General features: G+C 66.0%; 18 protein-coding genes. 8 read left to right on the top strand and 10 right to left on the bottom strand.

Going from position 1 to position 21253, the window contains the following annotated elements; all coding sequences use genetic code 11:
* Nucleotides 1-5: 5 nt before the first annotated feature.
* Nucleotides 6-2183, bottom strand: a complete 2178-nt coding sequence (locus F4Y45_04460; protein ID MXY23761.1) for a hypothetical protein — start codon at nucleotides 2181-2183, stop codon at nucleotides 6-8.
* A 70-nt stretch (nucleotides 2184-2253) separates the two neighbouring features.
* Between F4Y45_04460 and F4Y45_04455 the strand changes: the two genes are divergently transcribed.
* A complete protein-coding gene (locus F4Y45_04455) occupies nucleotides 2254-4500 on the top strand; it encodes a hypothetical protein (GenBank protein ID MXY23760.1) in 2247 nt (748 codons plus the stop codon).
* Between the two features lie 53 nt (nucleotides 4501-4553).
* On the opposite strand, the gene F4Y45_04450 is transcribed toward F4Y45_04455, so the two are convergent.
* From F4Y45_04450 to F4Y45_04435, 4 genes are read right to left on the bottom strand one after another with little or no spacing between them, the layout of a single operon-like run.
* A complete protein-coding gene (locus tag F4Y45_04450) occupies nucleotides 4554-5444 on the bottom strand; it encodes an NAD-dependent epimerase/dehydratase family protein (protein MXY23759.1) in 891 nt (296 codons plus the stop codon).
* Nucleotides 5445-5469: 25 nt separating this feature from the next.
* Nucleotides 5470-7161: a GMC family oxidoreductase gene (locus F4Y45_04445; GenBank protein MXY23758.1), complete on the bottom strand. Its 1692-nt coding sequence runs from the start codon at nucleotides 7159-7161 to the stop codon at nucleotides 5470-5472.
* On the bottom strand, nucleotides 7100-7462 hold the full coding sequence (locus F4Y45_04440) for a DUF2304 domain-containing protein (GenBank protein MXY23757.1): 363 nt from the start codon (nucleotides 7460-7462) through the stop codon (nucleotides 7100-7102). The genes F4Y45_04445 and F4Y45_04440 overlap by 62 nt, the downstream gene beginning before the upstream one ends.
* A complete protein-coding gene (locus tag F4Y45_04435) occupies nucleotides 7459-8169 on the bottom strand; it encodes a glycosyltransferase family 2 protein (GenBank protein ID MXY23756.1) in 711 nt (236 codons plus the stop codon). Before F4Y45_04435 ends, F4Y45_04440 begins: the two co-directional genes overlap by 4 nt.
* A gap of 235 nt (nucleotides 8170-8404) precedes the next feature.
* On the opposite strand from F4Y45_04435, the gene F4Y45_04430 reads away from it, so the two are divergent.
* Nucleotides 8405-9811 (top strand): hypothetical protein, encoded by a 1407-nt coding sequence (locus tag F4Y45_04430; GenBank protein ID MXY23755.1) that lies wholly within the window; start codon nucleotides 8405-8407, stop codon nucleotides 9809-9811.
* Here the strand turns inward: F4Y45_04430 and F4Y45_04425 are convergent.
* Genes F4Y45_04425 through F4Y45_04405 form a run of 5 tightly spaced genes read right to left on the bottom strand, consistent with a single transcriptional unit; the run spans nucleotide 9808 to nucleotide 13464 of the window.
* Entirely contained in the window at nucleotides 9808-10623 is an 816-nt protein-coding gene (locus tag F4Y45_04425) for a sulfotransferase (protein ID MXY23754.1), read from the bottom strand. The two genes, F4Y45_04430 and F4Y45_04425, sit on opposite strands and share 4 nt — an antisense overlap.
* Nucleotides 10620-12098, bottom strand: coding sequence for a lipopolysaccharide biosynthesis protein (locus F4Y45_04420; GenBank protein MXY23753.1), 1479 nt, complete (start codon nucleotides 12096-12098; stop codon nucleotides 10620-10622). Before F4Y45_04420 ends, F4Y45_04425 begins: the two co-directional genes overlap by 4 nt.
* Before the next feature lie 29 nt (nucleotides 12099-12127).
* Nucleotides 12128-12559, bottom strand: a complete 432-nt coding sequence (locus F4Y45_04415) for a nuclease (GenBank protein MXY23752.1) — start codon at nucleotides 12557-12559, stop codon at nucleotides 12128-12130.
* Nucleotides 12560-12563: 4 nt separating this feature from the next.
* Complete coding sequence (locus tag F4Y45_04410) at nucleotides 12564-13073, bottom strand: hypothetical protein (protein MXY23751.1); 510 nt, start codon at nucleotides 13071-13073, stop codon at nucleotides 12564-12566.
* The gene (locus tag F4Y45_04405; GenBank protein ID MXY23750.1) at nucleotides 13051-13464 is read right to left on the bottom strand and encodes a TIR domain-containing protein; all 414 of its coding nucleotides are present in this window, start codon (nucleotides 13462-13464) and stop codon (nucleotides 13051-13053) included. The genes F4Y45_04410 and F4Y45_04405 overlap by 23 nt, the downstream gene beginning before the upstream one ends.
* Before the next feature lie 77 nt (nucleotides 13465-13541).
* Between F4Y45_04405 and F4Y45_04400 the strand changes: the two genes are divergently transcribed.
* The 6 genes from F4Y45_04400 (at nucleotide 13542) to F4Y45_04375 (ending at nucleotide 21213) form a co-directional block, all read left to right on the top strand.
* Entirely contained in the window at nucleotides 13542-14987 is a 1446-nt protein-coding gene (locus F4Y45_04400; protein ID MXY23749.1) for a hypothetical protein, read from the top strand.
* A complete protein-coding gene (locus F4Y45_04395) occupies nucleotides 14984-16171 on the top strand; it encodes a glycosyltransferase family 4 protein (protein MXY23748.1) in 1188 nt (395 codons plus the stop codon). The genes F4Y45_04400 and F4Y45_04395 overlap by 4 nt, the downstream gene beginning before the upstream one ends.
* Nucleotides 16172-16188: 17 nt before the next feature.
* On the top strand, nucleotides 16189-17271 hold the full coding sequence (locus F4Y45_04390; GenBank protein ID MXY23747.1) for a PA0069 family radical SAM protein: 1083 nt from the start codon (nucleotides 16189-16191) through the stop codon (nucleotides 17269-17271).
* Nucleotides 17272-17419: 148 nt separating this feature from the next.
* Nucleotides 17420-18580, top strand: coding sequence for a glycosyltransferase family 4 protein (locus F4Y45_04385; GenBank protein MXY23746.1), 1161 nt, complete (start codon nucleotides 17420-17422; stop codon nucleotides 18578-18580).
* Between the two features lie 3 nt (nucleotides 18581-18583).
* Nucleotides 18584-19852 (top strand): glycosyltransferase family 4 protein, encoded by a 1269-nt coding sequence (locus F4Y45_04380; GenBank protein ID MXY23745.1) that lies wholly within the window; start codon nucleotides 18584-18586, stop codon nucleotides 19850-19852.
* On the top strand, nucleotides 19849-21213 hold the full coding sequence (locus F4Y45_04375) for a glycosyltransferase family 4 protein (GenBank protein MXY23744.1): 1365 nt from the start codon (nucleotides 19849-19851) through the stop codon (nucleotides 21211-21213). The genes F4Y45_04380 and F4Y45_04375 overlap by 4 nt, the downstream gene beginning before the upstream one ends.
* Nucleotides 21214-21253 lie beyond the last annotated feature (40 nt).

The following is a 21253-nucleotide window of genomic DNA, read 5'->3' as shown; positions in this document are numbered from 1 at the left end:
CCGGGCTATTGGCGGGAGATCGTATCGTGTGCCGAACGCGTCCGACGGATTGCGGTCCAGACGAGATACAACAGCACCATTGTGGCGGCCGCGCGTAGCGGGATCTGGGGCTCGGCGAAGCGCGGCACGAACCGGGTCACCATGGCGTACGCACCATGGGCATAGAGCGCTGGCAGAAAGATGAGGATCGCTTCAAAGCGTCCGCGCCCCAACCAGAGCCACACCGGGGCGACGACTAGCGCGAGGAAGCCGCCGAGATTAATGAGCGTGGCGCCGATGGGTCCATAGCCGTGGCGCCAGCGCACCCAGTCATTCCTGCCGGCGAGGTCGGTGAGGCGGCGATTCAGCGGATCGCTTAGAAAACCCAGTCCTGTCTCCGCAAAGACGCCACGCCACGCAAGTAACAGTCCAACCTTGAGATGCTGGAGAGGATCGGCTACGAGGTGGGCGATGGCTTCGTCGGCCATCTCGTCGTTGACCCGGCGCCGCTTGCCGAGTTCGTCCAGTCCCGCAAGGGCCGGGTTATCGTCCGTCCACAGCTCGGCCCGGCGCCGAGGATAGTCTCGACGAGACGTGCGCCAGAAGCCCGCTTCGTTCTCGCTGTCGAATCGTTCGTACGATTCGCTGTTTGGATCGGCGGTTTCCTGGCCGAGTCCTGTTGCCGGAAGGTAGTAGCGAAAGCCTGCGACCCATTCATCGTGACGCATCGTGTTGAACGATGCGCGGTGGCGGAGCACGGCAGCCGACCGGGCCTCGCTGATGGAGAAATCACCGGACGTTAGATAGTTGCGAACCATCCAGCCGCCGATGGGGACCGCCTGGGCGATGAACAGAACAGCGACCAGTCCGACGGTCGACCAACCGAAGCGCCGTTGCCGGCAGTCGGAGGCCACCATCAACAATCCGATCGGGATCCATAGGTACGCAAAGGCCACCTTGGTCAGCGTCAGCCCCGCCAATGCCAGCCCTAGCAGCGAGGCGTAGACGGGGCGTCGCGATGTTGCCGTTTTCCACGAGAGCGCTGCGACCGCCACGATCAGGGCTGCGGCATGCACCTCCGTCAGAAAGGAGTCGGCATTGCCCAATAGAGCGGCGCTCTGCGCCGTCATCAGGAACCCACCGTACGCCAGCACGCGCAAGCCTGTCAGATGCAGAACGAGCCAGAAGACGCCGAGGGCGCCGGCGAGTAACAGCACGAGATTCAACGCGCGGTAGGGGACGTAGGCCCGCTGGCAGGAATCGCCGCGGGAAACGGATTCGCCTAAGCACTCCGGGGGCAGGGCACCGCGGCCGAGTGCGCCGGCGGCGAGGTCAGCGACCGCGACCAGAGACGGTCCGAACGGTTCCCGGCGATGGTCACCGAACTGGCCGGGTGCTTGCTGGTACACGCTTTCTTGCGCCAGCCTGATGCCGAGGGTTAGGTTCTCCAGACTGTCGGCGCCCGACTGGCTCAATGAGAGGTTGCCGTAGCCGTAGATCAATAGCGCGAGGCATAGGGCGGTCAATGCTGCCGCGTCGTATGGGCCTGCCGGGTGCAGCAAACGGCGGTCGTCGTCGGCAGTTGGCGTGCGTCGCCGCCGGAACAACACGAGCGCCAGCGCGCCTGCGATCCAGGTAAGTGGTACGGCGACGCGCAACCAACCGACCACTGCCACCAACCGCAGGGTGGCGGGTGTGGGTATATCCGGGAACAGATAGTCCGTTCGGAACGGTCGTGGATATGCATCTCCTCGTCGTGCAAGCAGCGATAGGTGGGCCGCGCCTCCGTACTGTTGGTAATCGATGCGTAGTTGGTGGACGCCGGCGTCCGGTCGGATGCCCCGTGCCGCTGCGGTGCTTCTTTCGAACCGGAGCTCGTCGTTGAACCAGATGTTCGCATAGTCGTCCGCCTCGACGTGCAGGATGACGAACTGGCTGCTCGGCACGTACCAATAGCCCTGCCAGCGCGCGCTGAAGAACTCGCGAGGCACCTGTGGATCGTCCTCGAGAAAGTCCAGCGTACCGGCTGGGCCGATGTCGTTGATCAACGGGACACCTTGGAAGTCGCTGACCGGCCATACCTGCCGGCGCAGTCCGGTCTGTTCTTCGAGTCGCTGGTCGAGTAGGAACCATGCGGCGGTCGACGCCACCGTGATCGCCAGATACGCCGCCGCAAGGGCGCGCATTGTGCCGGAGAGCGACATTCGGAACAGAATACTCTGGGAGTCGTTGGAGCGATTTGATGACGGCGGCGATAGGAGTCTAATCTAGTAGATGTCTCTGTCGGGCATGCTCCGTATCCCGTTCCTCCGGCGTAACGGGGTTCTTGTCGCGGTCGGCTACGCCGCCACGGCCATCTCCGCCACCGCGACCTTCCTCACGGTGAGCGCGCCGGTTCTGGAGCGTAACGGCCTTCATCGCACGGTGTATTCGCAGGTCGGGTTCCAGGGAAGACCCATCCTCGACAATGTCAGCGACACCGTCACGCTCGACTTCCTTGGAGACAGTCCGGATCTCCCCTGGCGTTTCTTCAGCGTCCGTTGGCAGGGGTATTGGTACCTGCCGGAGCCGACCACAATCAACCTGCATGGGAGTGGTGACGACCGTCTCGATGTCTGGGTGGACGGCGAACTCGTAATGCGACGCAGAGCGCCGGCCGAGATGCGTACCCAGGTGCGTTCCCTGTCGCTGGAGGCAGGCGCCCACCATCTCGTCGTTGAATACGAACAGTACGGCGGCCGAGCTGATATGCGCTTGGCGTATTCGTTGCCGGACTCCTTCTTCGGCGGTCCGGAAGGACCCCTGCCTCCCCACTATCTATTCCCGGGTCGGCCCACATTGGACGACGTCAGATCAGCCTGGCGCGCCGTGTGGTTCGAACGACTTGTGCTCTTCGTCTGGATCGCGCCTGCCTTTCTCGGCGCCGCCTTCGCGATGCGCCGCATCTCGAAGTTCCGCGCCGATCTTGAGGCTTACGCCCTTACCCATGAAGGCTACTGGCAGCCGGTAGCCAGCGTGGCGACTGGCATTGGAGTTGCCATCATCACGCTCGGCGGGATGTTTGGCCGCCTGCCCGGCTGGAACCCCGGATCGCTAAGCGGCGACGACTTGGTCTACGCCACCATCATACGCTCCGACCTGTGGAGCATGTTGACGGCGCCAATCCCGGTGGCGCCGGGGCTCTTCGTCATCTGGAGCGGGTTCTACGAGTTGTTCCCGGATCCGGAATGGTCGCTTCAGGTCCTGCCCCTGGGTTGCGCCATCGCCTCCGTTCCGGTCATGGCGCTAGCAGTACGGAACCTGACCAAGGACCGCAACTTGAGCCTGGTGGCGGCTGGCCTGGCGGCGCTGAATCCATTGTTGGCGACGTACAGCATGACCGTTCACGCGTATTCCTTCGATTTTCTCGTGACCGCCCTCTTTCTGCTGGCGGCGGTGATGCTCTTCGCCGACACGTCGCGTGTCGATCCGGGGCGGTTCGCCAAGGTCGCACTTGCCGGCGGCATCGCCCCGCTCTTTTCGGTGCCGTCGGTTTTCATCACCTTTTCGATCATGCATGTGGGCGCCCTGCACGCCATCCGTGACTGGCGTCTCGATCGTTCGCGAGCGGTACGTATTCTGGGTGCCACTGCAACCTATGATCTCGCGGTGCTCGCCTGCTATTTCCTTCTGCGAAGTCGCACCAACGAGACGCTTCGCGGAAGTTTCGCCGACGGCTTCATGCCGCTGAACTCTCTATCCGGGGCTGGGGGCTTCCTCACCACGAACGGTCAGCGACTGCTGGAAATGGGACAAACCGAACTCTGGCTGCCCCTCATCGGGCTGGGATGTCTCTGGTTGTTTGCGCGCCGCTCCTGGCGAACGCTGGGGCTGATCGTCGTCGGCTTCTACGCCGCGTTTCTCTTGGCGAGCGCGTTCGAGGTGTACCCACTGGGCACCGGTCGTACGGACATTTTCGCGTTTCCGGTGGGCATCCTGTGCCTGGCTAGTGGCGCTCACCTGGTAACCGCAGCGCTGCCCGCAACGCGGCTGTTCCGACTCGCCATCGCGGCCCTGGCGGTTACGGCGGCCCTGGTTTGGTCTCCTACCTCGGATTACGGCGAAAACGTGAGGAACGACGTCCCTTTGGTAAAAGCGTTTGCCGCGAACGAGCGGCCGGACGATGGCGTAATCATGACGAGAGCTGCGAGTTTCTTGATCGCATTCTACGGCCAGTGGCCGCTCGAAGTCGCCGCCGACGACCAGGCAGTCAATGGGACGCAGGTGAGAATTGATCGGTCCAATACTCTGCACCTGCCGCCAAGGGAGGACCGCATTGCCGAACCCAAGGGCCACCTCGTGCAGCGATTCCTTCGGACATTCAGTGGTCGCCGCGTGTGGTTCGTGGCTTATCGAGAAGCCACTGCGTGGCGCGAGGTTACGCAAGTACTGGAGCGCAGTGGTTACGCCGTCGACGAAATGCTCAGGACCAGCAGGGGCACGTTGTTTGTAGCTGTGCGTCGCGATGGGACGCGACCATAGCGAGGCAACTGCCAAACAACCGCGACCACGTCTTTCATCAACCGTCGTGAACGTCAGGAACTACCCGTCGAACCAGACGTGGCGGTCAAGAGGGGGCGGAACCGCTGTGTTTCCAGAGCCGCCCCGATGAACATCCGGTCGGCGTCCAGGCCAACCAGACTGCGAAGACTGTCACTGCGAAACGGAAGTCGCATCCCGAGCCACTCACAGCATCTCAGGCTGAACTCGACAACATTGGCGGAAACGGGAAGAACCATCGGGTTTCGTCCAGCTTGGGCTGCCAGATGACGGACCAACTGCCGTAGAGAGATCGGTTCGCCCGCCGCCGCGATAATCGGTCTTTTCCCATGGTCGATATCGCCGGACAGGATCGACCGGACAAGTTCGCTCAGGTCCTCGATATGCGCTGGATACAGGACTCGCCTGTCCGCGGCAACCAGCGGCACGACGGGCAGGGTGCCTGCAACGCGTTCCAGAACGCCGAACAACCCACCACCAGCTCCGCCCCATACGAGTCCGGGGCGGATGATCGCTGTACCGAGCGCAGCCGTTCGTGTTTCAATCTCCAGCTTCGCGCGACCGTAGTCCGAGCGACAACCTTCGAACGCGCTCATGGTCGACAGCAGGATTCTCTTCGAAACTCCAGCAGACGCAGCAACCTCGAACAGACGGACACTTCCGTCCACGTTCACCCGCCAGATGTCGCCAGGATCGGTAAGGGTGAAGTCGTAGGCGCAATGCACCAACCCGTACACTCCTTGAAACCACTCCGGATCAAGCGCCGAATCAAGCCTGTACGGAATCGACGGTTCATCGCTCGGTCGGCCAGGTCGGCGCGCCTCGCATACCAGCCACCCGGCGGATCGGAGGTTGGTCGACAGAGCGGATCCAACGTAACCGGTCGATCCCGTGACGATCACGCGCCGGGAACTCGGCTCACTCATTCCTCATTCGGTTCGATTCCGACCTCTATTTCTCGCCACCGACCGCCGGATCGAGAAGCCGGGCGGTCTCGGAGGCGATTCGGTGAGCATTCGCCATCACCGTGAACGTGATCGGCGTACCGGCAATTGACGGAAACACACTGGCATCCACCAGGTGTACCCGTTGGAAGCCCTTTGGCCGCCCGAGCGGGTCGGTTTCGAGACGACCGGGATCTTGCCGCATGGGGAAACCTCCACCCGCATAGAATCCACTTCCTGGCTTCCCCACTCTGGTCATCAGCGGGAGAGGGATTGCACGAAGAAGGCGACGCACCCGAAACAGCTCTCTCTGAACCATCCCGATCGTCCGCCTCGTCTGATCCGTGTCACGCGACGAGAGCCGGAGAATGGAAGCTTCCCCGTTTCTTTGTGCGAACAGATTCGCCACGATACTTGATGATCGATCGGAGGGGAGATGTCCCTGAACGACGAGAAGACGACCGAAGAGCGGATTCGTCAGATGGTCGGCGTTGGCCACCGCCGAACCGCACAGCGCCGCGAGAGCGCCGCGGTAGAGGTCGTTGTACGTATACACGGACAAGTGAATCGCATGGTTCCCCAACTCGGGCCGCCGAAGGCGCAGAAAGACCTGGCAAAGCGTGTGCAGCTTCTCGGATGCCACGGCCGGGACCGTCCGGTATCGCAGAAGTGGCAGCAGAAAGTACTGGCTGTCTCTGAGTGACAGCGGCGAGCCATAGGCGCCTAGTGATTCCAGCACAATGCGGGTCGTGGAGAGCGCGCCGCACGCGAGGAATGCGCGCGAACCCACAAACGAGCGACGGCTCCCTTGCAGGTCCGCACCCTCGATGATGACCGTTTCACCTACCTGCCTTACTCGGTGAACGATGACTCCCGGTACGTAACGGAACTTCGGAGCCTCCAGGATCAACGAGCGGAGCGTCGATGCCGAATTGTAGATGAGCCCGTACGGGCAGCCGTAGAGGCAGAGTCCACAATGGACGCAATCCGTGACATCTCCCATGGCCCGTGATCGCACTCCAAGGCGCGACCGGCCGAAGGTGAACCCGCGTTGCCGGAGTTCCGTGGAGTTATGGTCGAGGTCCGAGAGGAACCGTTCCGCCTGCCGGCTCGTACGAAGGACGCTCAACCGGTCGGTATAGAGTGGAAAGGCGTCCGCCAGACCGTCACGGCGCCCCGCCAACGGCATGTCATCAAGTACGGCCCTGAAGTGCGGCGCCAAGCCCGTCCGAGAAAAGGGCCAACCAACCAGCTCATCCTCCGCGTATGGCAGCACGCCAGCGCCCCAGACGTTGGAAAAGCCGCCTCGAGCGTACGACGGCCGGATTCCGATCTCCGGTGACTCTTCGATCAGACGGTGAATTCCAGCCGGTCGATAGGGAAAGTCCGAACCGTAGATGCGTTTGAGCGGAATCCCCCGTGACGACGGCATCGATCCGGTTCGCAGATGCTCGATGTCCGATGTGTTCCAGCCGTCCGGTTCAGAGGCAGCCAGGCGTCGGACGATTTCACCGGCGCCGGGTTCCAGCTCCTTGCCCGCGTCGAGCATCGTCACTTCGTGGCCGCTTGCGAGAAGGGCGCGCGCGGACGAGAGACCGGCTGGACCGGACCCAACTACGTACAACAACTCGAACGCTCTACTCTCTCCCTGAGTCGGGCTCGCTCGGTTGAGAGCGTCGCGCCTCGGAAATCGCGACATGTCGAACGAGTTCCGTGATCTGGCTCTCCAGAGCGGCGAATCTAAGGTAGATGACCAACAGCGCTACGAGGGCGGCCAAGAGGGCGACATAGAGCAGAAGGTCGGCCCCACGACCGATGCCCAGCGCGTTCGCTGCGCTCATCGTCAAGTCAGGAAAGAGGATAGCGACCACCGCGGTCAGCCAGACGACGATCAGGCCAAGCCGCACGCGCGTCTGTTGCCGCTGACGGAACATGCCGGCCAGGATGACAGTCACCATGACTGTCGCGAGCATGAGACCGGCGATTTGAAACCCACTCATCGGCGCAACCTTCCCAGGAGGTATCCGGCGAGAACGGAAACAGCGCCCAGCTCGGTCTGCCCCTTTAGCCGCGAATACTCGGTATACCGGATATGTACCGGCACCTCCATGTAGGGCAATCCCGAATCGCTGACCTGGTCGATGATTTCACTCGCATGCCCCATGCGATCGACAGTAAGGTTGATGCGTTCCGCCGCCCTCCGCGAGAACGCCCGAAGACCGTTGTGGGCGTCCGTAACTCTTGCCCGCGAGACGACTCGAGTGAACATCACGGCCGCCTTCAGCAGCAGAAGCCGGGGCCATGGCAGACCCTCCGCCGAGCCAGATTCCACGAAGCGAGAGCCGAGGGCAACGTCTACCTGGCCCGTTAGGATCGGACGAGTCAGTGCCTCGACGTCGCGGTGGTCATGTTGGCCATCGGCGTCGAATGTAACGATGCAGTGCGCGCCACACTGGAGACTGTAGCGAAGACCCGTCTGCAGCGCCGCGCCCTGGCCGCGATTGATAGAGTGCCGTAGCGTGATCGCGCCGGCCCGGGTAGCAACCCCGGCGGTATCGTCCGAAGAACCGTCATCGACCACCACAACATGGACGTAGCGCTGGCGCAACGCCAACACTACCGACCCGACCATTGCAGCCTCGTTGTAGGCGGGGACGACGACATAGATCGCCTCCCGTTCCACTGAATCTTCTGCGCTACTCGTCATCAGGCACCGATCACACAGGACCCCAACGGCCCATCGAGGGCGACCGCGGGCGTAGAGCTCACCTCGCGTCGCTTCCAGAAAGCTCGTCTATACGGTAACCGGTTGTATGTCAACACGCCTATGACATTGGCAGGCCGAAGCAGAAGTCTCCCGAAACAGGGCTGCGACCACCCACCAGTGCATCGTGCTCCAGCGCAGCATCTGGAGGAATAGGATACGCTGCCGTCGGCTCGCGATGATGGATCGATTCGCCCAGCGCAGGTCCCGGCTCTTGCTGGTATTGCTGACGCTGATGCTGGGCGCGACAGCCGCCATCGCGTCGCGCGGCGCGGGCAACGCGGACGGGTTGCCGCAGGTGGCCGATCCGGAGTTGCACGGCCGGCAGGCTTACCATCTGGCGCAACACGGTGAATTCAGGTTTCCGGGCCCTATCGAGCCCGACGGTCCGCACGGCGCCCCCGCGGGGCCCTACTCGCCGCAACCTCCAGGCTACTCCGCGTACCTCGCGGCGATCCTCGCCTCCGCTCCGGAGTTTACGAGTCTCACGTGGCCGTGCATTCGTGACGCGTCATGCGCTGCCGGAAGCGGGGTGCGATGGCGGGCACGCTTCGTCACGGCAGCGGTTCGCGGATTGACTGTAGGGGCCACACTACTGGCCGTCTTCCTGTTCACCGGGCGTCTGACGCCTGCCGCGCTCGGCGGCCTGTTGTGTCTGCTCCTGCTGCAGCGGGACACGCCGACGCTGTTGGCCGGCCTGCTGCTGCTGGCGCATGCCGCTTTGGCGGCCAGCACGTGGAACCGACCGCGCCTCCTGACCGGCTTGGCGAGTGGGGTTGCGCTCGGGTTGCTCGTGTTGGTGAACGCGATCTACCAGTACTCGCTCATCGGCGTACCACTTATCTGGTTGGCCGGCGTCTGGTTGCATCCGGAGCGACGGCGGTCCACCGCGCCGGCGTTTGCCGCGCTGGCCGTCGCGGCATGGGCGGTGACGCTGCCGTGGATGGTCCGCAACTGGACGCACGACGGCGCGTTCGCCATTTCCGGCGGTGGTGGCAAGGTGCTTGCCCATCGCGCGGAGTACGGCCTGATGACCTGGTCGGAACTGCGTGGCGCGTTCCCCTGGTTCCTGCCGCCGCAACTGTCAGCCCTTCGCGAGCCGGCTATGCGATGGCTGACGCCCGACACCTACGGCTACGCCCGGTTCGACCGCGACGCCGACGAGGGCTTCTACCGCCGGGTGCGGAACAGTACAGGGGAGGTGGCGGCCCGTGCCGACGAACTCGATCCAGGCTGGCGCACCGCTGGTCTTGCGCGGCAGGACGACACACTGCGGGCGGTTGCGGCCGAAGTCTACGTCGAGAACTGGCCAAAACAGCTCGTCCTGACTGCGGTGTTTGCACAGCGGGGCACGTGGGGACTCTGGCTTCCAGGGGCCGGGCTCGTCGCCTTCCTGGTCTGGTGCCGCCGTGAGTACACCCTCGCCTTCCTGCTGTTGCCGGTCGCTTGGACGGCGGTCGGCCTCGCCGTCGGGACGCACTTCCTCGAGCGGTATGCCTATCCCTTCATTCCGGTCAGCGCCGTCGTGATTGCGCTCGCCCTCCACGAGGCGTGGCTGTGGGCCAACCGGCCCGGCCGAGTTTAGTTCGTCGGCGGGAAGACGGGCGAGGTGCCGTAGCGCTCGCGGATCGCGTGCAGCACTTCCAGAACTGCGGCGTCGGTCGCCGTGTCTTGCCAGTCGTCGCGTCCGACCGGATAAATTGGTAGGCGTGTCTGAATACGGCGACGATCCTCATGACTAGCAGAATCGGGAAGTTCTGGTAACTCTTCTCCTTGGTCCCGTTTTCTGTCGCCTATGGCAGTAGGAAGAGCTTGATCCATCCGGAGGCCGAGGATGGCCCGGACGTAGGACTCGGGATCCGCGGTGAAGTCCTCCAGCGCGAGTCTGACGACCCGACCGCGATGCCCGTCCGTGTAGGCCTGCCAGGCATCGGCGACGGCCTGCTGGGCGGCGGCGTCGCGCCACGCGCGATCGGGATCCCACCCGTGGCGGCCGGCGAGCGACAGCACCGTAGCCGCCGGATCGCGGTAGCAGAGCACCAGCGCACAGCGCGGGGCGAGGAGCGGCAGCTCGCGCGTCAGCCGCCCGACGGCCTCCGTCGTGTTGCTCGGGAACTTCATCGCGGCCCAAGCGTGCCCACCCTGCCAGGCCTCCCGCCGCAGCCGATGGAGTTCGCGGAGGTGCGTTTCCTGCGGCCGGCCCGGTTCGCCGTCGTCGCGTTCATCGACGAACATGAAGGCGCCCTGCTGGCGCAGCACCTCCTGAACGAGCGTGGTCCCCGAGTGGTGAAAGCCGCTGATGAAGATGAAGCGTTCGTCGGGAAACCGGCTCGTCCAGCGGCTGGCGAGTGAGCGCAACTGCTTGAACCGCTTCTCGACCGTTCGTGCGATGGTCACTCCAGTTCTCCCGGTTCGGAAGGCGGCGGCGCACTTTGTCCAGCCGTCCGGGCCCGCAGCCGCCGTAGCGCGTCCTGGTCGACCACGCCGGCGATGAGCAACGCCGGCGGAAACAGGGCCAGCAGGCCCCCACGCACGAGGAGGGCCTCCGCGGAGACGTCCGCGGGCGCAAAGCCGGCGGCGCCGTAGAAGACAAGGCCCACGAAGGCGGTGCGTAGCAGCCGGCCCATCTCGTAGGGGATGTGGAACAGGCGTTGTGCCGCCACCGCCATCACGATGACGCGCGCCGCCTGACCCGCCGCGGTGGCGCCAGCCGCGCCGAGCAGGCCGAACCGCGGGATCAGCGTCACGTGGCCTATCACCGTGACCGTGGCCGCAACAGCGGCGGCGACGGGCAGGGCGCGCGTCCGTTTGGCTACGTTTAGCGACGTCGTCAGGAAGACGGCGGCGCCGTGGAAGGCGACGCCCAGCACCAGGAATGGAACGACCGCTGCGGCGCCGTGGAACGCGGGCGGCGTCATGATCTGAACGACCGGTCCGGCGAGAACCGCGATGCCCAGCGTCCCGAACACCAGCACGGCGAACGCGACCGTCGCGAGCTGGGCGAACTGCCGCGGCGCGTCCGGCTCGTCCATCTTCTCGAACGCGAACGGCATCCAAGCGCGGCGGAACGCTTCCGGATAGATGCGCAGGACGTTGGCGACGGTGCCGCCCAATTGGTAGACGCCGACGTCCGACAGTGGACGAGACAACCGCAGGAAGAACCGGTCGGACATCATCGTGACCTGTTGCAGGAGCACGTTCGGCACGCGCGGCAGGCCGAAGCGCAGCATCTCGCGCGCCCGCTGCCACGAGAACCCCCCGACGGGACGCTCGACCACGCGGGAGAGGCCGGCGACCAACACGACCGAGACCAGCAGGTCGGCCAGCATGATTCCGAACACGCCCATGCGGAAGCCGACCACGAGCAGCAGGCGTCCCGCCGTGGCCCCGAGGCCGCCGCCCACCGTCCACCGGGCGAACCGTGCCGGCTCGTTCCGGATCCGGAGCAGGCCGTGGGGGACGCACAGGAACGCCTGCAGGAAGCCGTTCAGGGCGAGCACCCGGAGCGTCCAGGCATGCTCGGCCGAGCCAAGCAGCAGGCGGCTGATCGTGTCCGCGCCGGCGAGCAGCACGGCAAGTACGCCGCCGCTCGCGAGGCCGATGGTGACCAGCGTCGTCCCGGTCAGCGCCCGGCGCGCCGCATCGTCGCCGCAGTCGTAGTAGAAGCGCAGAAACGACTCGTCCAGCCCAAGCTGGTTTAGCGGTCGCAGAAAAGCGCGGAGCAGCAGAAGCAGGCCGAGTACGCCGTACTCTGCCGGCGTCAGGACGCGCGTGTAGACCGGGACCAGCAGAAAGCCGATGCCGAAGAGGAGGATCTCGCCCAATCCGTAAACCGCCAGGTGCGAAAAGACCCGGCGGACGTTGGCGAGCATCGCAGTTCAGAACCCTGTCTTGTCGACGGTCAGCCCCGGTAGAGCTGCCATATCCCCTGGACGACCGACTTGCTGTTCCATCCAACCGCCTTGTCTGCGGCACTCGCCACGACCGACGAGGCTCTCTGTTGTCCCCACGGATTCACGGCCAGTATGGGCTTACCTCGGTCTTGGGCTCCATCGATTTCCTTCTGGATCCACTTGCTGTAGTTCGCATACATTCCGGTCGGAATGACCACCACGTGGCAGCGCGCGATCTTTCTGTAGATGGCGTCCTTGAGTGCCTTCTGCGTGGGCGCGTTGTGAATTGGATCATCCTTCGGAACCGAGTAGTCTAGGAAAACCAGTGACGCTTGGCCGACGCGCCACTTGGTACCGAATATCCATTCAGTCAATTTGTCGTAGTGGGTTGAGTACGCCCATGAGTGGCTGATGAAAACGTGGATCCGGTGTGTGCTCATTGACCTATACCTTGAGTACATAGAGGCCAGCACATACAAAGGCCAGGTGGAGCGCGACGAATACCCATGGCGTACCAGTTTCTGTTCGGGTGAAAGGCCGATACTTGTTGGGATCCTTGCCGCAGCCGAGGGCGATCCACTCCGCCGCGAACAACCGTGCCGGCAGCCGTCGCTCAAGCGCGTGAATGACAGCGAACTTGCCTGTGCTCAATTGGCGGTACGAGACAATCAGTCGCCACCAAGCGAAACACAGCACGCTACCACCGAGACTCAGGCAGATCAGTGCGAATGACTCCAGGTGGTTAAGCAACCCGTCGCGCAGAAGCAGGCCAGAGGCTGCGAGCACGATGGAATTCACTGAGAGGAAAAAGGTATTCACGCCTTGGCGCCGAGCGGCCAAAGCCTCGGACGTCTGCACGAACAGCTTGTATTGTGCCAGCAACGCTTCCGAGTCAGTGTCGTCTGGCTTGCGGCCGGCGAACAGTTCGTTGTCAATGGACTGTTCGTTGGTCATCGTACAGCCTATCCACAATCGCCTCTACGTCCCACGGCATGGGGGCTATGCCGGCCTCGAGTAGCGCCGGGGGAGTTCGTACGGCGTGCGATTGCAGGTAGACGGCCATGATGCGTTTGCCGAGTTCCGCGCTCTTCCGGATTTCCCAATTCACCGGCTCGCTGCGCCAAGTGTCTTTGCCGACCAGGCAGATCGTCACGCTCGATTTCCGGATCAGTCGTTCTGCTTGAGCTTTCCACGCGCCTTCAACGGGCTCCTTAATGGAGTAGTCCCGAAAAACCAGCCCAGATCTGCTGCCCACCGCTTGATCCCGGAACAACTCGACGAGCGGCTTGTGCTCCATGGAAAAGCTCAGGAACACCTTTGGGACCGAAGAAAACTGCTTCTTCATCGGCTGGTCGCGAGGGTGGATCTCATCGTAGCACAGGGTTCGGAGCCGCTTCAGTGGGCGAGATATACTGACCGCCGATGACGACGGCAGGCCGCAGCCGGTCCGTCTTGGGCCACAGCCGGCAGTGGGTCGTGCCGGTCCTGCTGTTCGTCCTCGCCCTGCCCGCCATCACGCCGCGCCTCTATGCGTCGGACGAGGTGGGCTACTTCGCCAACCTCCGGTCACTCTGGTTCGACCACGACGTCTCGTTCGATAACGAATACCGCTACTTCTACGACCGCGGCATCGCCACCGCGTGGACCTTCTACGAGAGCTACCTGGTGCGGGAGACGGCGACCGGGCTTCGCTACAGCTACTGGACGGTGGGACCGGCAATCCTCTGGTCGCCGTTCTACGCCGTGGCCGACGTGACGACGCGCGTCCGGCGCGCGTTCGGATCGGAAGTGCCGGCCGATGGCTACTCGCGGCCGTACCTGCGCGCCGTCACGCTGGGCTCGGCGTTCTACGGCTTCCTCGCCATCTGCATCGCCATTGTCACGGCGCGTCGCCTGGTGGGGGAGGCGCATCCCGCCGGACTCGCCATCTGGCTCGGCACGCCCCTACTCCACTACATGTACATCGCGCCCGGCTTCAGCCACGCCTGCGGCGCGTTCGCGGCGGCGCTGTTCGTCGCGGTCTGGCTGCGTGTGCGCGAGACGTGGTTGCTCGGCGGCCTGATGGGGCTGGGAGCTGTCTGCGCGCTGATGGTGATGGTGCGCGAGCAGGCCGTCTTCTTTGTGGTCGGCCCGGCCATCGACTACCTCTGGTCGGTTGCCGGCGCGGCCCGGGCGGCCGACTGGGCGCGGGTCCGGACGCTGGTCCTGCGAGTGACGGCCGGCGCCGCCGTCTCGCTGCTCTGCTACTCGCCGCAGTTGTTGATCTACCAGACCCTCTACGGCCAGCTCACCACGCCCTACACTCTCGACGACCGGATGCTGTGGCACGCGCCGCACTTCTTCGACGTCCTGTTCCACCCAAACCACGGCTTCTTCTTCTGGACGCCGCTGGCCCTGGTGGCGGTCGGCGGTTTGACTTGGTTTGCCTGGTCCGGCGACGGCCGGGGCGACGCGCGGGCACGGCGGATCGGCATCTGCCTGCTCGCAATGTTCGCGTCGCAGGCCTATATCGCGGGTTCCATCCTGCGGTGGGAGCTGTCAGGAACGTATGGCCAGCGGCGCTTCATCGGAACGACGATCATCCTGGTGATAGGGCTCGCCGCGCTGTTCAAGCTGGCGCAACGCCCCGTCTGGCGGCGGGCGGTGGCGGCGGTGGCCATCGTCGGGGTCATCTGGAACGTGGGCTTGATGGCACAGTACGGCGCCCAGTTGATGGATCGCGGGCGCGTGGAGCTGGCCCGCAACGCCTATACGACGACGTTCGTGCTGCCGCGCGTTCTGCCGTCCCTCGCGTACCGCTACCTCTTCGACCGCCGCTCGTTCTACCTCGACCCGGAACGCTACGACGAGCCGTCCGGGACGCCGTGACCATCCTCTACCTAGCCGACATCCGCTTCCCGCTGGAGCGGGCCAACGGCGTCCACTCCATGGAGACGTGCGCCGCGCTCGCCGAGCGCGGCCACAACGTCCACATGCTGGTTCGGCGCGATACCGTCGCGCCGCCCCGCGACCCGTTCGCCTTTTACGGCGTGCCGTCGTCGCCGCGGATCACCATCGAACGGGCGCCCGCCCCCGGTCTGCCCGCCGTCCGGCGCGCCGCCTACCTGGCGCGGATGGCGATGCGGCTGCCGGATCGCCGATGGGACGCCGTATACACGCCAAACCTGATCCTGGCCGCTGCCGCCCTCCGCTTGCCGCGGTCGCTGCGCCCGCCGGTCGTCTTCGAATCGCACAACTTCAGCCCGTCGTTCGCCCAGGCCGCGGCGCATCTCGAAACAGGCTCACGTGGGGCGAGCGCCATGAAGCTCGGCCGGCTGACGCGGCGCGAACGCCGGGTATGGAGGCGCGCTGAAGGCTACGTCACCACCACCCGTGTTCTCGCTGCCGACCTTGCCGGACGCTTCGGCGACCGAAAACACGTCGCCACCGCGCCCAACGGCGTCCGGCTCGATCGCATCCCTGCGGTCGCCGCGCCAGGGCATCGCGAGGGACCGCCGGTCGTTGCCTACGCCGGGTCGCTGCACCCCTACAAGGGAGTCGACACCGTGGTCGAGGCGCTCGCGCACGTCCCGCAGGCGCACGGCCTCATCATCGGCGGGCATCCGAACGACGCGCCGGACCGCGCCCGGCTCGATGAGCTCGCCCAGCGCCACGGCGTGGCGGATCGACTCACGTTCACTGGCCTCGTGCCGCCCGGCGAGGTGCTCGACCGTCTGGCCGCGGCCGACGTGCTGGCGGCGCCGCTCCTCGACATGCCGCATACACGGTACGACTCGCCGATGAAGCTCTTCGAATACCTCGCCCTGCGCCGGCCCATCGTCGCCTCCGACCTCGTCTCGCTCCAGGAGATCTTCGAGGACGGTCGCACCGCGCGCCTCGTCGCGCCTGGAGACGCGGCGGCGCTAGGGGCGGGCATCCGTAGCGTCCTGAACGATCCGGCCGCAGCCGAGCGCATGGCGCAGGCCGCATTCAGAGAGGTAGCCAAATACACCTGGGCGCGGCGCGCGGAACGGATAGAAGTCCTGCTCGACGAAGTCGTCGCGGGCGCGTGATCGGCGACAATCGTCGCGTGTCGCCTGGACACCACCGCGGCGCGACGAAGAACCCGCCAGGACGCTTCGAGATCCTGCACGTCGAGCCCGACCCGGACGCAAGCGTCTGGGCCGACGCTCGCGCTGATCCCGAAGATACGACGCTCACTCGCGGCGAGCCGACGCTCTACTTCCGCGACGCCTCCCGATCGATCATCACGTCGAACGACAGTCCCGACGTTCCGTTCGACCGCAGCGTCAATCCCTACCGCGGCTGCGAGCACGGATGCATCTATTGCTACGCGCGGCCCACGCACGAGTACTTTGGCCTGTCCGCCGGACTCGACTTCGAGACGCGCATCTTCGTCAAGCCGCGCGCGCCTGAGTTGCTGCGGGCCGAGCTGTCGCGGCGCTCCTGGAAGCCCCGCTTGCTCGCGATGAGCGGGGTGACGGATCCTTATCAGCCCATCGAGCGCCGGCTCGAGATCACCCGGGGCTGCCTGCAAGTGCTCGCCGAGTTCCGCAACCCCGTAGGCGTCATCACCAAGAGCACGCTCGTCACCCGCGACCTCGACATCCTGGCCGAGCTGGCGGCGCATCGCACCGTCAGCGTCACCCTCTCGATCACCACCCTCGACGAGGACCTGCGCCGCGCGATGGAGCCGCGCGCGGCGACGGCGGAGCGGCGCTTCCAGGCGCTGGCGCAGCTTCGCGAGCGGGGCATCCCCGCCGGAGTCAGCATCGCTCCCATCGTGCCCGGTCTCACCGACCACGAGATGGCGCCCATCCTCTCTCGTGCCGCCCAGGCCGGCGCCCAGTTCGCGCACTTCATCATGCTCCGCCTACCCTACGGCCTGAAGGACCTGTTCGAAGCCTGGCTCGACGAGCACTTCCCCGACCGCAAGCAGAAGGTTTTGAACCGCGTCCGGGATCTGCGCGGCGGCAAGCTCACCGCTCCCGCGTTCGGCGAGCGCATGCGCGGCGCCGGCGTCTGGGCAGACACCATCGCCGACATGTTTCACGCGGCCCGCAAGCAGGCCGGAATCCCAGCCCGGCACCCCGAACTCTCGACTGCGGCGTTCAGGAAGGTGACCGGGCAACCCGGTTTGTTCGAAGGTTGAGTTACTGGTACCGCTCGTCCTTCGTGGCAACGACGGCCTCGAGCCGCGTCATTCGGTCGGCCCAGGCGTGCTGGCAATCCGCAAGGCTGTTGCGGAGTATCATGAGAACCCGCAACAGCCCTGCGGATTTCACGACCGTGATTCGCCGGTGACCATCCTCTACGTTGCTACCGATCAGCAGGTGCCGGGCCATGTCGGCGGAACGGTCCATGTGACCGCCGTGGCGCGGGGATTGGCGACCCTGGGCCACGATGTGCACGTCGCGGTGACTCGCGGCGACGGCCCATTCCCCGACGACGGCGCCACGTGGATCGAGGTGCGTCCGCCGTTCGGCGCGCGGCGTCTGCGCTGGGCGCTCGCCTCGCGCATCCGCGCGCTGGCGGAGCAGATCCGACCCGACGTCGTCATCGAGCGCTACTTCAACTTCGGCGGTGAGGGGGTTCGGGCGGCGCAGGCGGTCGGTGCCCTGACGCTGCTGGAGGTGAACGCGCCGGTCATCGACTATCTCGGTTCCGCGAAGCGCCGGATCGACCGGGCGCTGCTCGTCGAACCGATGCGGCGCTGGCGCGACTGGCAGTGCCGGAACGCCGACCTGTTCGTAACACCGCAGACCGACATCCTGCCGGCGTGGGTGCCGGTGGAGCGCATCGTGCGCCTGGAGTGGGGCGCTGACACGGCGCGGTTTACGCCGGACGCGACCGGTGACGTACCGTTCGAGCGGCGACCGGACCGCACGCTGGCGGTCTTCGCCGGCGCCTTCCGCGCTTGGCACGGAGCGACGCTCCTGGTCGACGCGATACGGCGCCTGCGCGAACACGGCCGTGAAGACGTCGATGCGGTCCTGATCGGCGACGGGCCGGAGCTGCCAGTGGTGCGGCAGGCTGCGGAGCGAGTCGACGGCGTGACGTGCGTTGGTCCGGTGGCGCATGAGGCGATGCCGGCGTGTCTCGCCGCCGCGGACGTCGGCGTGGCTCCCTTCGACGTCGGCCGGCATCCGCCCCTGTCGCTCGGCTTCTTCTGGTCGCCGCTCAAGCTGTTCGAGTACATGGCGTCCGGACTACCCGTGGTGGCGCCGGCGATCGATCGGATCACGCAACTGGTTGGGAACGAAGAAGAGGGCGTCCTGTACGATGCAGGAGAGCCCGCCGCGCTGGCCTGCGCGATCGAGCGGCTGTGCGATCCGGCGCTGCGGCAGCGACTCGGCGCGGCAGCGCGCGACCGCGCGGTGCGCGACTACGGCTGGGATCGCCACTGCGAGCGGCTCGCCGCAGCGATCGAGGCGGCGCGAGAACGGAGGCGGCGGGTCTGAGCGATGCGTCTGCTGATTGTGACCGACGTCTTCCCCCCCATTTGCGGCGGAAGCGGCTGGAGCGCCTACGAGCTGGCGCGTGGTCTCCGCGCGCGGGGGCACGAATTGACCATCGTGCGGCCACGGCTGGGGAACGCCGCGACTCCGGACGAATTCGACGATTTCCGCCCCATCACGGTCTTCGCGCCGGCGCCAGGCATCCCGTTCGTCCGGAACTGGTTCCGGAACGAGCAGTACTGGCCTCGCTTCGCCGAAGCGCTGGGGGGCGTCATCCGCGAGCACGAGATCGAACTCGTACATGCGCAGCACGCCCTCAGCGGGCCTCCCAGCGTTACGGCGGCGCGCGCCGCGGGCATCCCCTCCGTCTGCACCATCCGCGATTACTGGCCGCTCTGCTATTGGACCGACCTGATGCTCAATCCGGCGGTGGGAACCGTCTGCCCCGAGTGCACGCCGGGCCAGATGAGCCATTGCGTACGCCCGCGAGCGGGTGCGGCGTGGCCGCTCGCGACCCCGTTCATTCCGTACATGCGGGCAAATCTCCGCCGGAAGCGGCAGGCGCTGGCGAAGGCGGACGCCCTGATTGCGATCAGTCACGCAGTGGCGAAGACGCTGCGCAACCGGCTGGAGGAACCGGAGGCCACGGACATCACGACCATCCCGAATCCGGTGGACGCACCGGCTATCCGCGCCGAGACCGAGCACTCGGGGCCGCCGGACCGCGGGCCGTATGTCCTCTTCGCGGGCAAGCTGGCGGCCAACAAGGGGGCTTCCGCCCTGCTGCCGGTGACCGCAGATCTCAGTCTGCCGCTGGTGGTGGCTGGCGATGGACCCGCGCGTGCGGGAATGGAGGCGGAGGCCCACGCGGCTCGCCGGGAGGTCCGGTTCCTCGGCTGGCTGGAGCGGCCGGAGCTGTTGCGCTGGATGCGGCACGCCGCATTGCTGGTCTTTCCCTCCACCTGGCCGGAGCCGCTGGGGCGCGTGCTGATCGAAGCAAGCGCGCTCGGGTGCCCGATCGTCGCGATGGATACCGGCGGGGTCAGCGATGTCGTCGTCGACGGCGAGACGGGGCTGCTGGCCCGGACGGTCGACGAGCTGCGTGCGCACGCGCGTCGGCTGCGCCACGATCCGGATCTGGCCGCGCGGCTCGGCGCGGCGGCGCGGCGACGCGTGGATGCCGTCTTCGACACGGAGGTCGTGGCGGAGCAGCATGAAGACGTGTACGGGTCGCTGGTCGAGCGCTGCGCGCGGGCGACCGGGGAGCCCGCGTGAACCCGGAACGGCTTCGGGTAGTTCTGCTGTCGCGGGCCGTCGCGCCGTGGCACGGCGTCGGCGGCCTGGAACGGCACGTCGCGGACATGACGCGGCACCTTGTGCGGCGCGGCGTCCGCGTGACGCTGGTGACGCCGCCGCCCACCCCCCAGGTGCAGGGGAGGGCAGATGACGGCGCTACGCTGCCCGGGCTTGAAGACGCCCGCGCGGACGGGCGATTCGAGACGCAGTTCGTTCCCTACGTCACGTTTCCGTTCGCCGGTCGGCGCGGGACGACGATCCTCGATCGCAATACCGCCTACCCGTACTTCGGACGGCGGGCGGGGCGGCTGGCGTACCGGCTGGTCGAAGGCGGCGGCGTGCAGATCGTGCATGGCCACGGCGCGAGCACATTGGGCTACGCAGCGGCCCGGATGCGAGATCCGATCGGAACGGTACCGTTCATCTTCAATCCCCATGGCCTGGAGGAGTTCGGCGGGACCGATCCTTCGCGTGCTTGGCTGAAAACACTGGCCTATCGACCGCTGCGGACGGCGGTGCGGACATGTTCCGATGCGGCAGACCGCGTGATTGCGACGGACGAAGTACTGGCCCCGGTCGTGCGGACACATCTCGCAGTTAGGGAGGACCGGCTCCGCGTCATCCCGAATGCGGTCGATCTCGATGCCATCGACACTCTGGCGGCCGCCGGGAACGCGAGTGCGGACGACCCGGGAATCGGAGCCTGCGGCAATGGACGGGTGCCGCGTGACGGCGGCAGCGTACCGCTGCTCGCCGTCGGCCGCCTCGAAGCGAACAAGGGCTTCCATGTGTTGATTGAGGCACTGTCGCGGCTTTCGGCCGAGCCGCGCGCGACGGCGTGGCGCCTCGTGCTCGTCGGGGACGGGCCGCGGCGCGGCGCGCTGGAGAAGCAGGCACAGGAAGCGGATTTGGGCGACCAGATCCGTTTCGTCGGACGTTTGGCGGACGAGGCCGTACATGGGTGGTACGCCGCCGCGACACTATTCGTCCATCCCACGCTTTACGAAGGCAGCTCGCTCGTGACGCTCGAGGCGATGGCGCATCGTTGCGCGGTAGTCGCCAGCGCCGCGGGGGGCATTCCCGACAAGGTGCAGCAAGGCGTCACGGGTTGGCTCGTGCCGCCCGGTGACGCCGGGGCGCTGGCCCGCGCCATTGCCGGCGCACTGTCGAACCCGGCGCGGCTCCTAGCGATGGGCGAGGCGGGGCGCGCCTTGGTCGAGCGGAAGTTCTCGTGGCCGGCCGTCACCGAGCGGTTGCTGGATCTCTACGCGGAGACGCTCGCCGGTTCGCAGAGGGCGCAACCCACCGGTTCGCCGGCCTCTAGGCCGGCACAAAGATAGACTCACGTTGCCGGCCTGGAGGCCGGCGCACAGTGAGGCC

It is taken from the genome of Acidobacteriota bacterium, from assembly GCA_009838525.1.
In the GTDB taxonomy this organism is placed as follows: Bacteria; Acidobacteriota; Vicinamibacteria; order Vicinamibacterales; family UBA8438; genus VXRJ01.
The sequence above is the reverse complement of the archived record's forward strand: the minus strand, read 5'-3'. Positions and strand labels throughout refer to the sequence as shown.

Coding starts and splice junctions, on each gene's coding strand:
- F4Y45_04415 (MXY23752.1), bottom strand. CDS start 12,559: ATGAGCACACACCGGATCCACGTTTTCATCAGCCACTCATGGGCGTAC.
- F4Y45_04445 (MXY23758.1), bottom strand. CDS start 7,161: ATGTCGCGATTTCCGAGGCGCGACGCTCTCAACCGAGCGAGCCCGACT.
- F4Y45_04400 (MXY23749.1), top strand. CDS start 13,542: ATGACGACGGCAGGCCGCAGCCGGTCCGTCTTGGGCCACAGCCGGCAG.
- F4Y45_04430 (MXY23755.1), top strand. CDS start 8,405: ATGATGGATCGATTCGCCCAGCGCAGGTCCCGGCTCTTGCTGGTATTG.
- F4Y45_04460 (MXY23761.1), bottom strand. CDS start 2,183: ATGTCGCTCTCCGGCACAATGCGCGCCCTTGCGGCGGCGTATCTGGCG.
- F4Y45_04440 (MXY23757.1), bottom strand. CDS start 7,462: ATGAGTGGGTTTCAAATCGCCGGTCTCATGCTCGCGACAGTCATGGTG.
- F4Y45_04455 (MXY23760.1), top strand. CDS start 2,254: ATGTCTCTGTCGGGCATGCTCCGTATCCCGTTCCTCCGGCGTAACGGG.
- F4Y45_04410 (MXY23751.1), bottom strand. CDS start 13,073: ATGACCAACGAACAGTCCATTGACAACGAACTGTTCGCCGGCCGCAAG.
- F4Y45_04380 (MXY23745.1), top strand. CDS start 18,584: ATGCGTCTGCTGATTGTGACCGACGTCTTCCCCCCCATTTGCGGCGGA.
- F4Y45_04405 (MXY23750.1), bottom strand. CDS start 13,464: ATGAAGAAGCAGTTTTCTTCGGTCCCAAAGGTGTTCCTGAGCTTTTCC.
- F4Y45_04450 (MXY23759.1), bottom strand. CDS start 5,444: ATGAGTGAGCCGAGTTCCCGGCGCGTGATCGTCACGGGATCGACCGGT.
- F4Y45_04420 (MXY23753.1), bottom strand. CDS start 12,098: ATGCTCGCCAACGTCCGCCGGGTCTTTTCGCACCTGGCGGTTTACGGA.
- F4Y45_04435 (MXY23756.1), bottom strand. CDS start 8,169: ATGACGAGTAGCGCAGAAGATTCAGTGGAACGGGAGGCGATCTATGTC.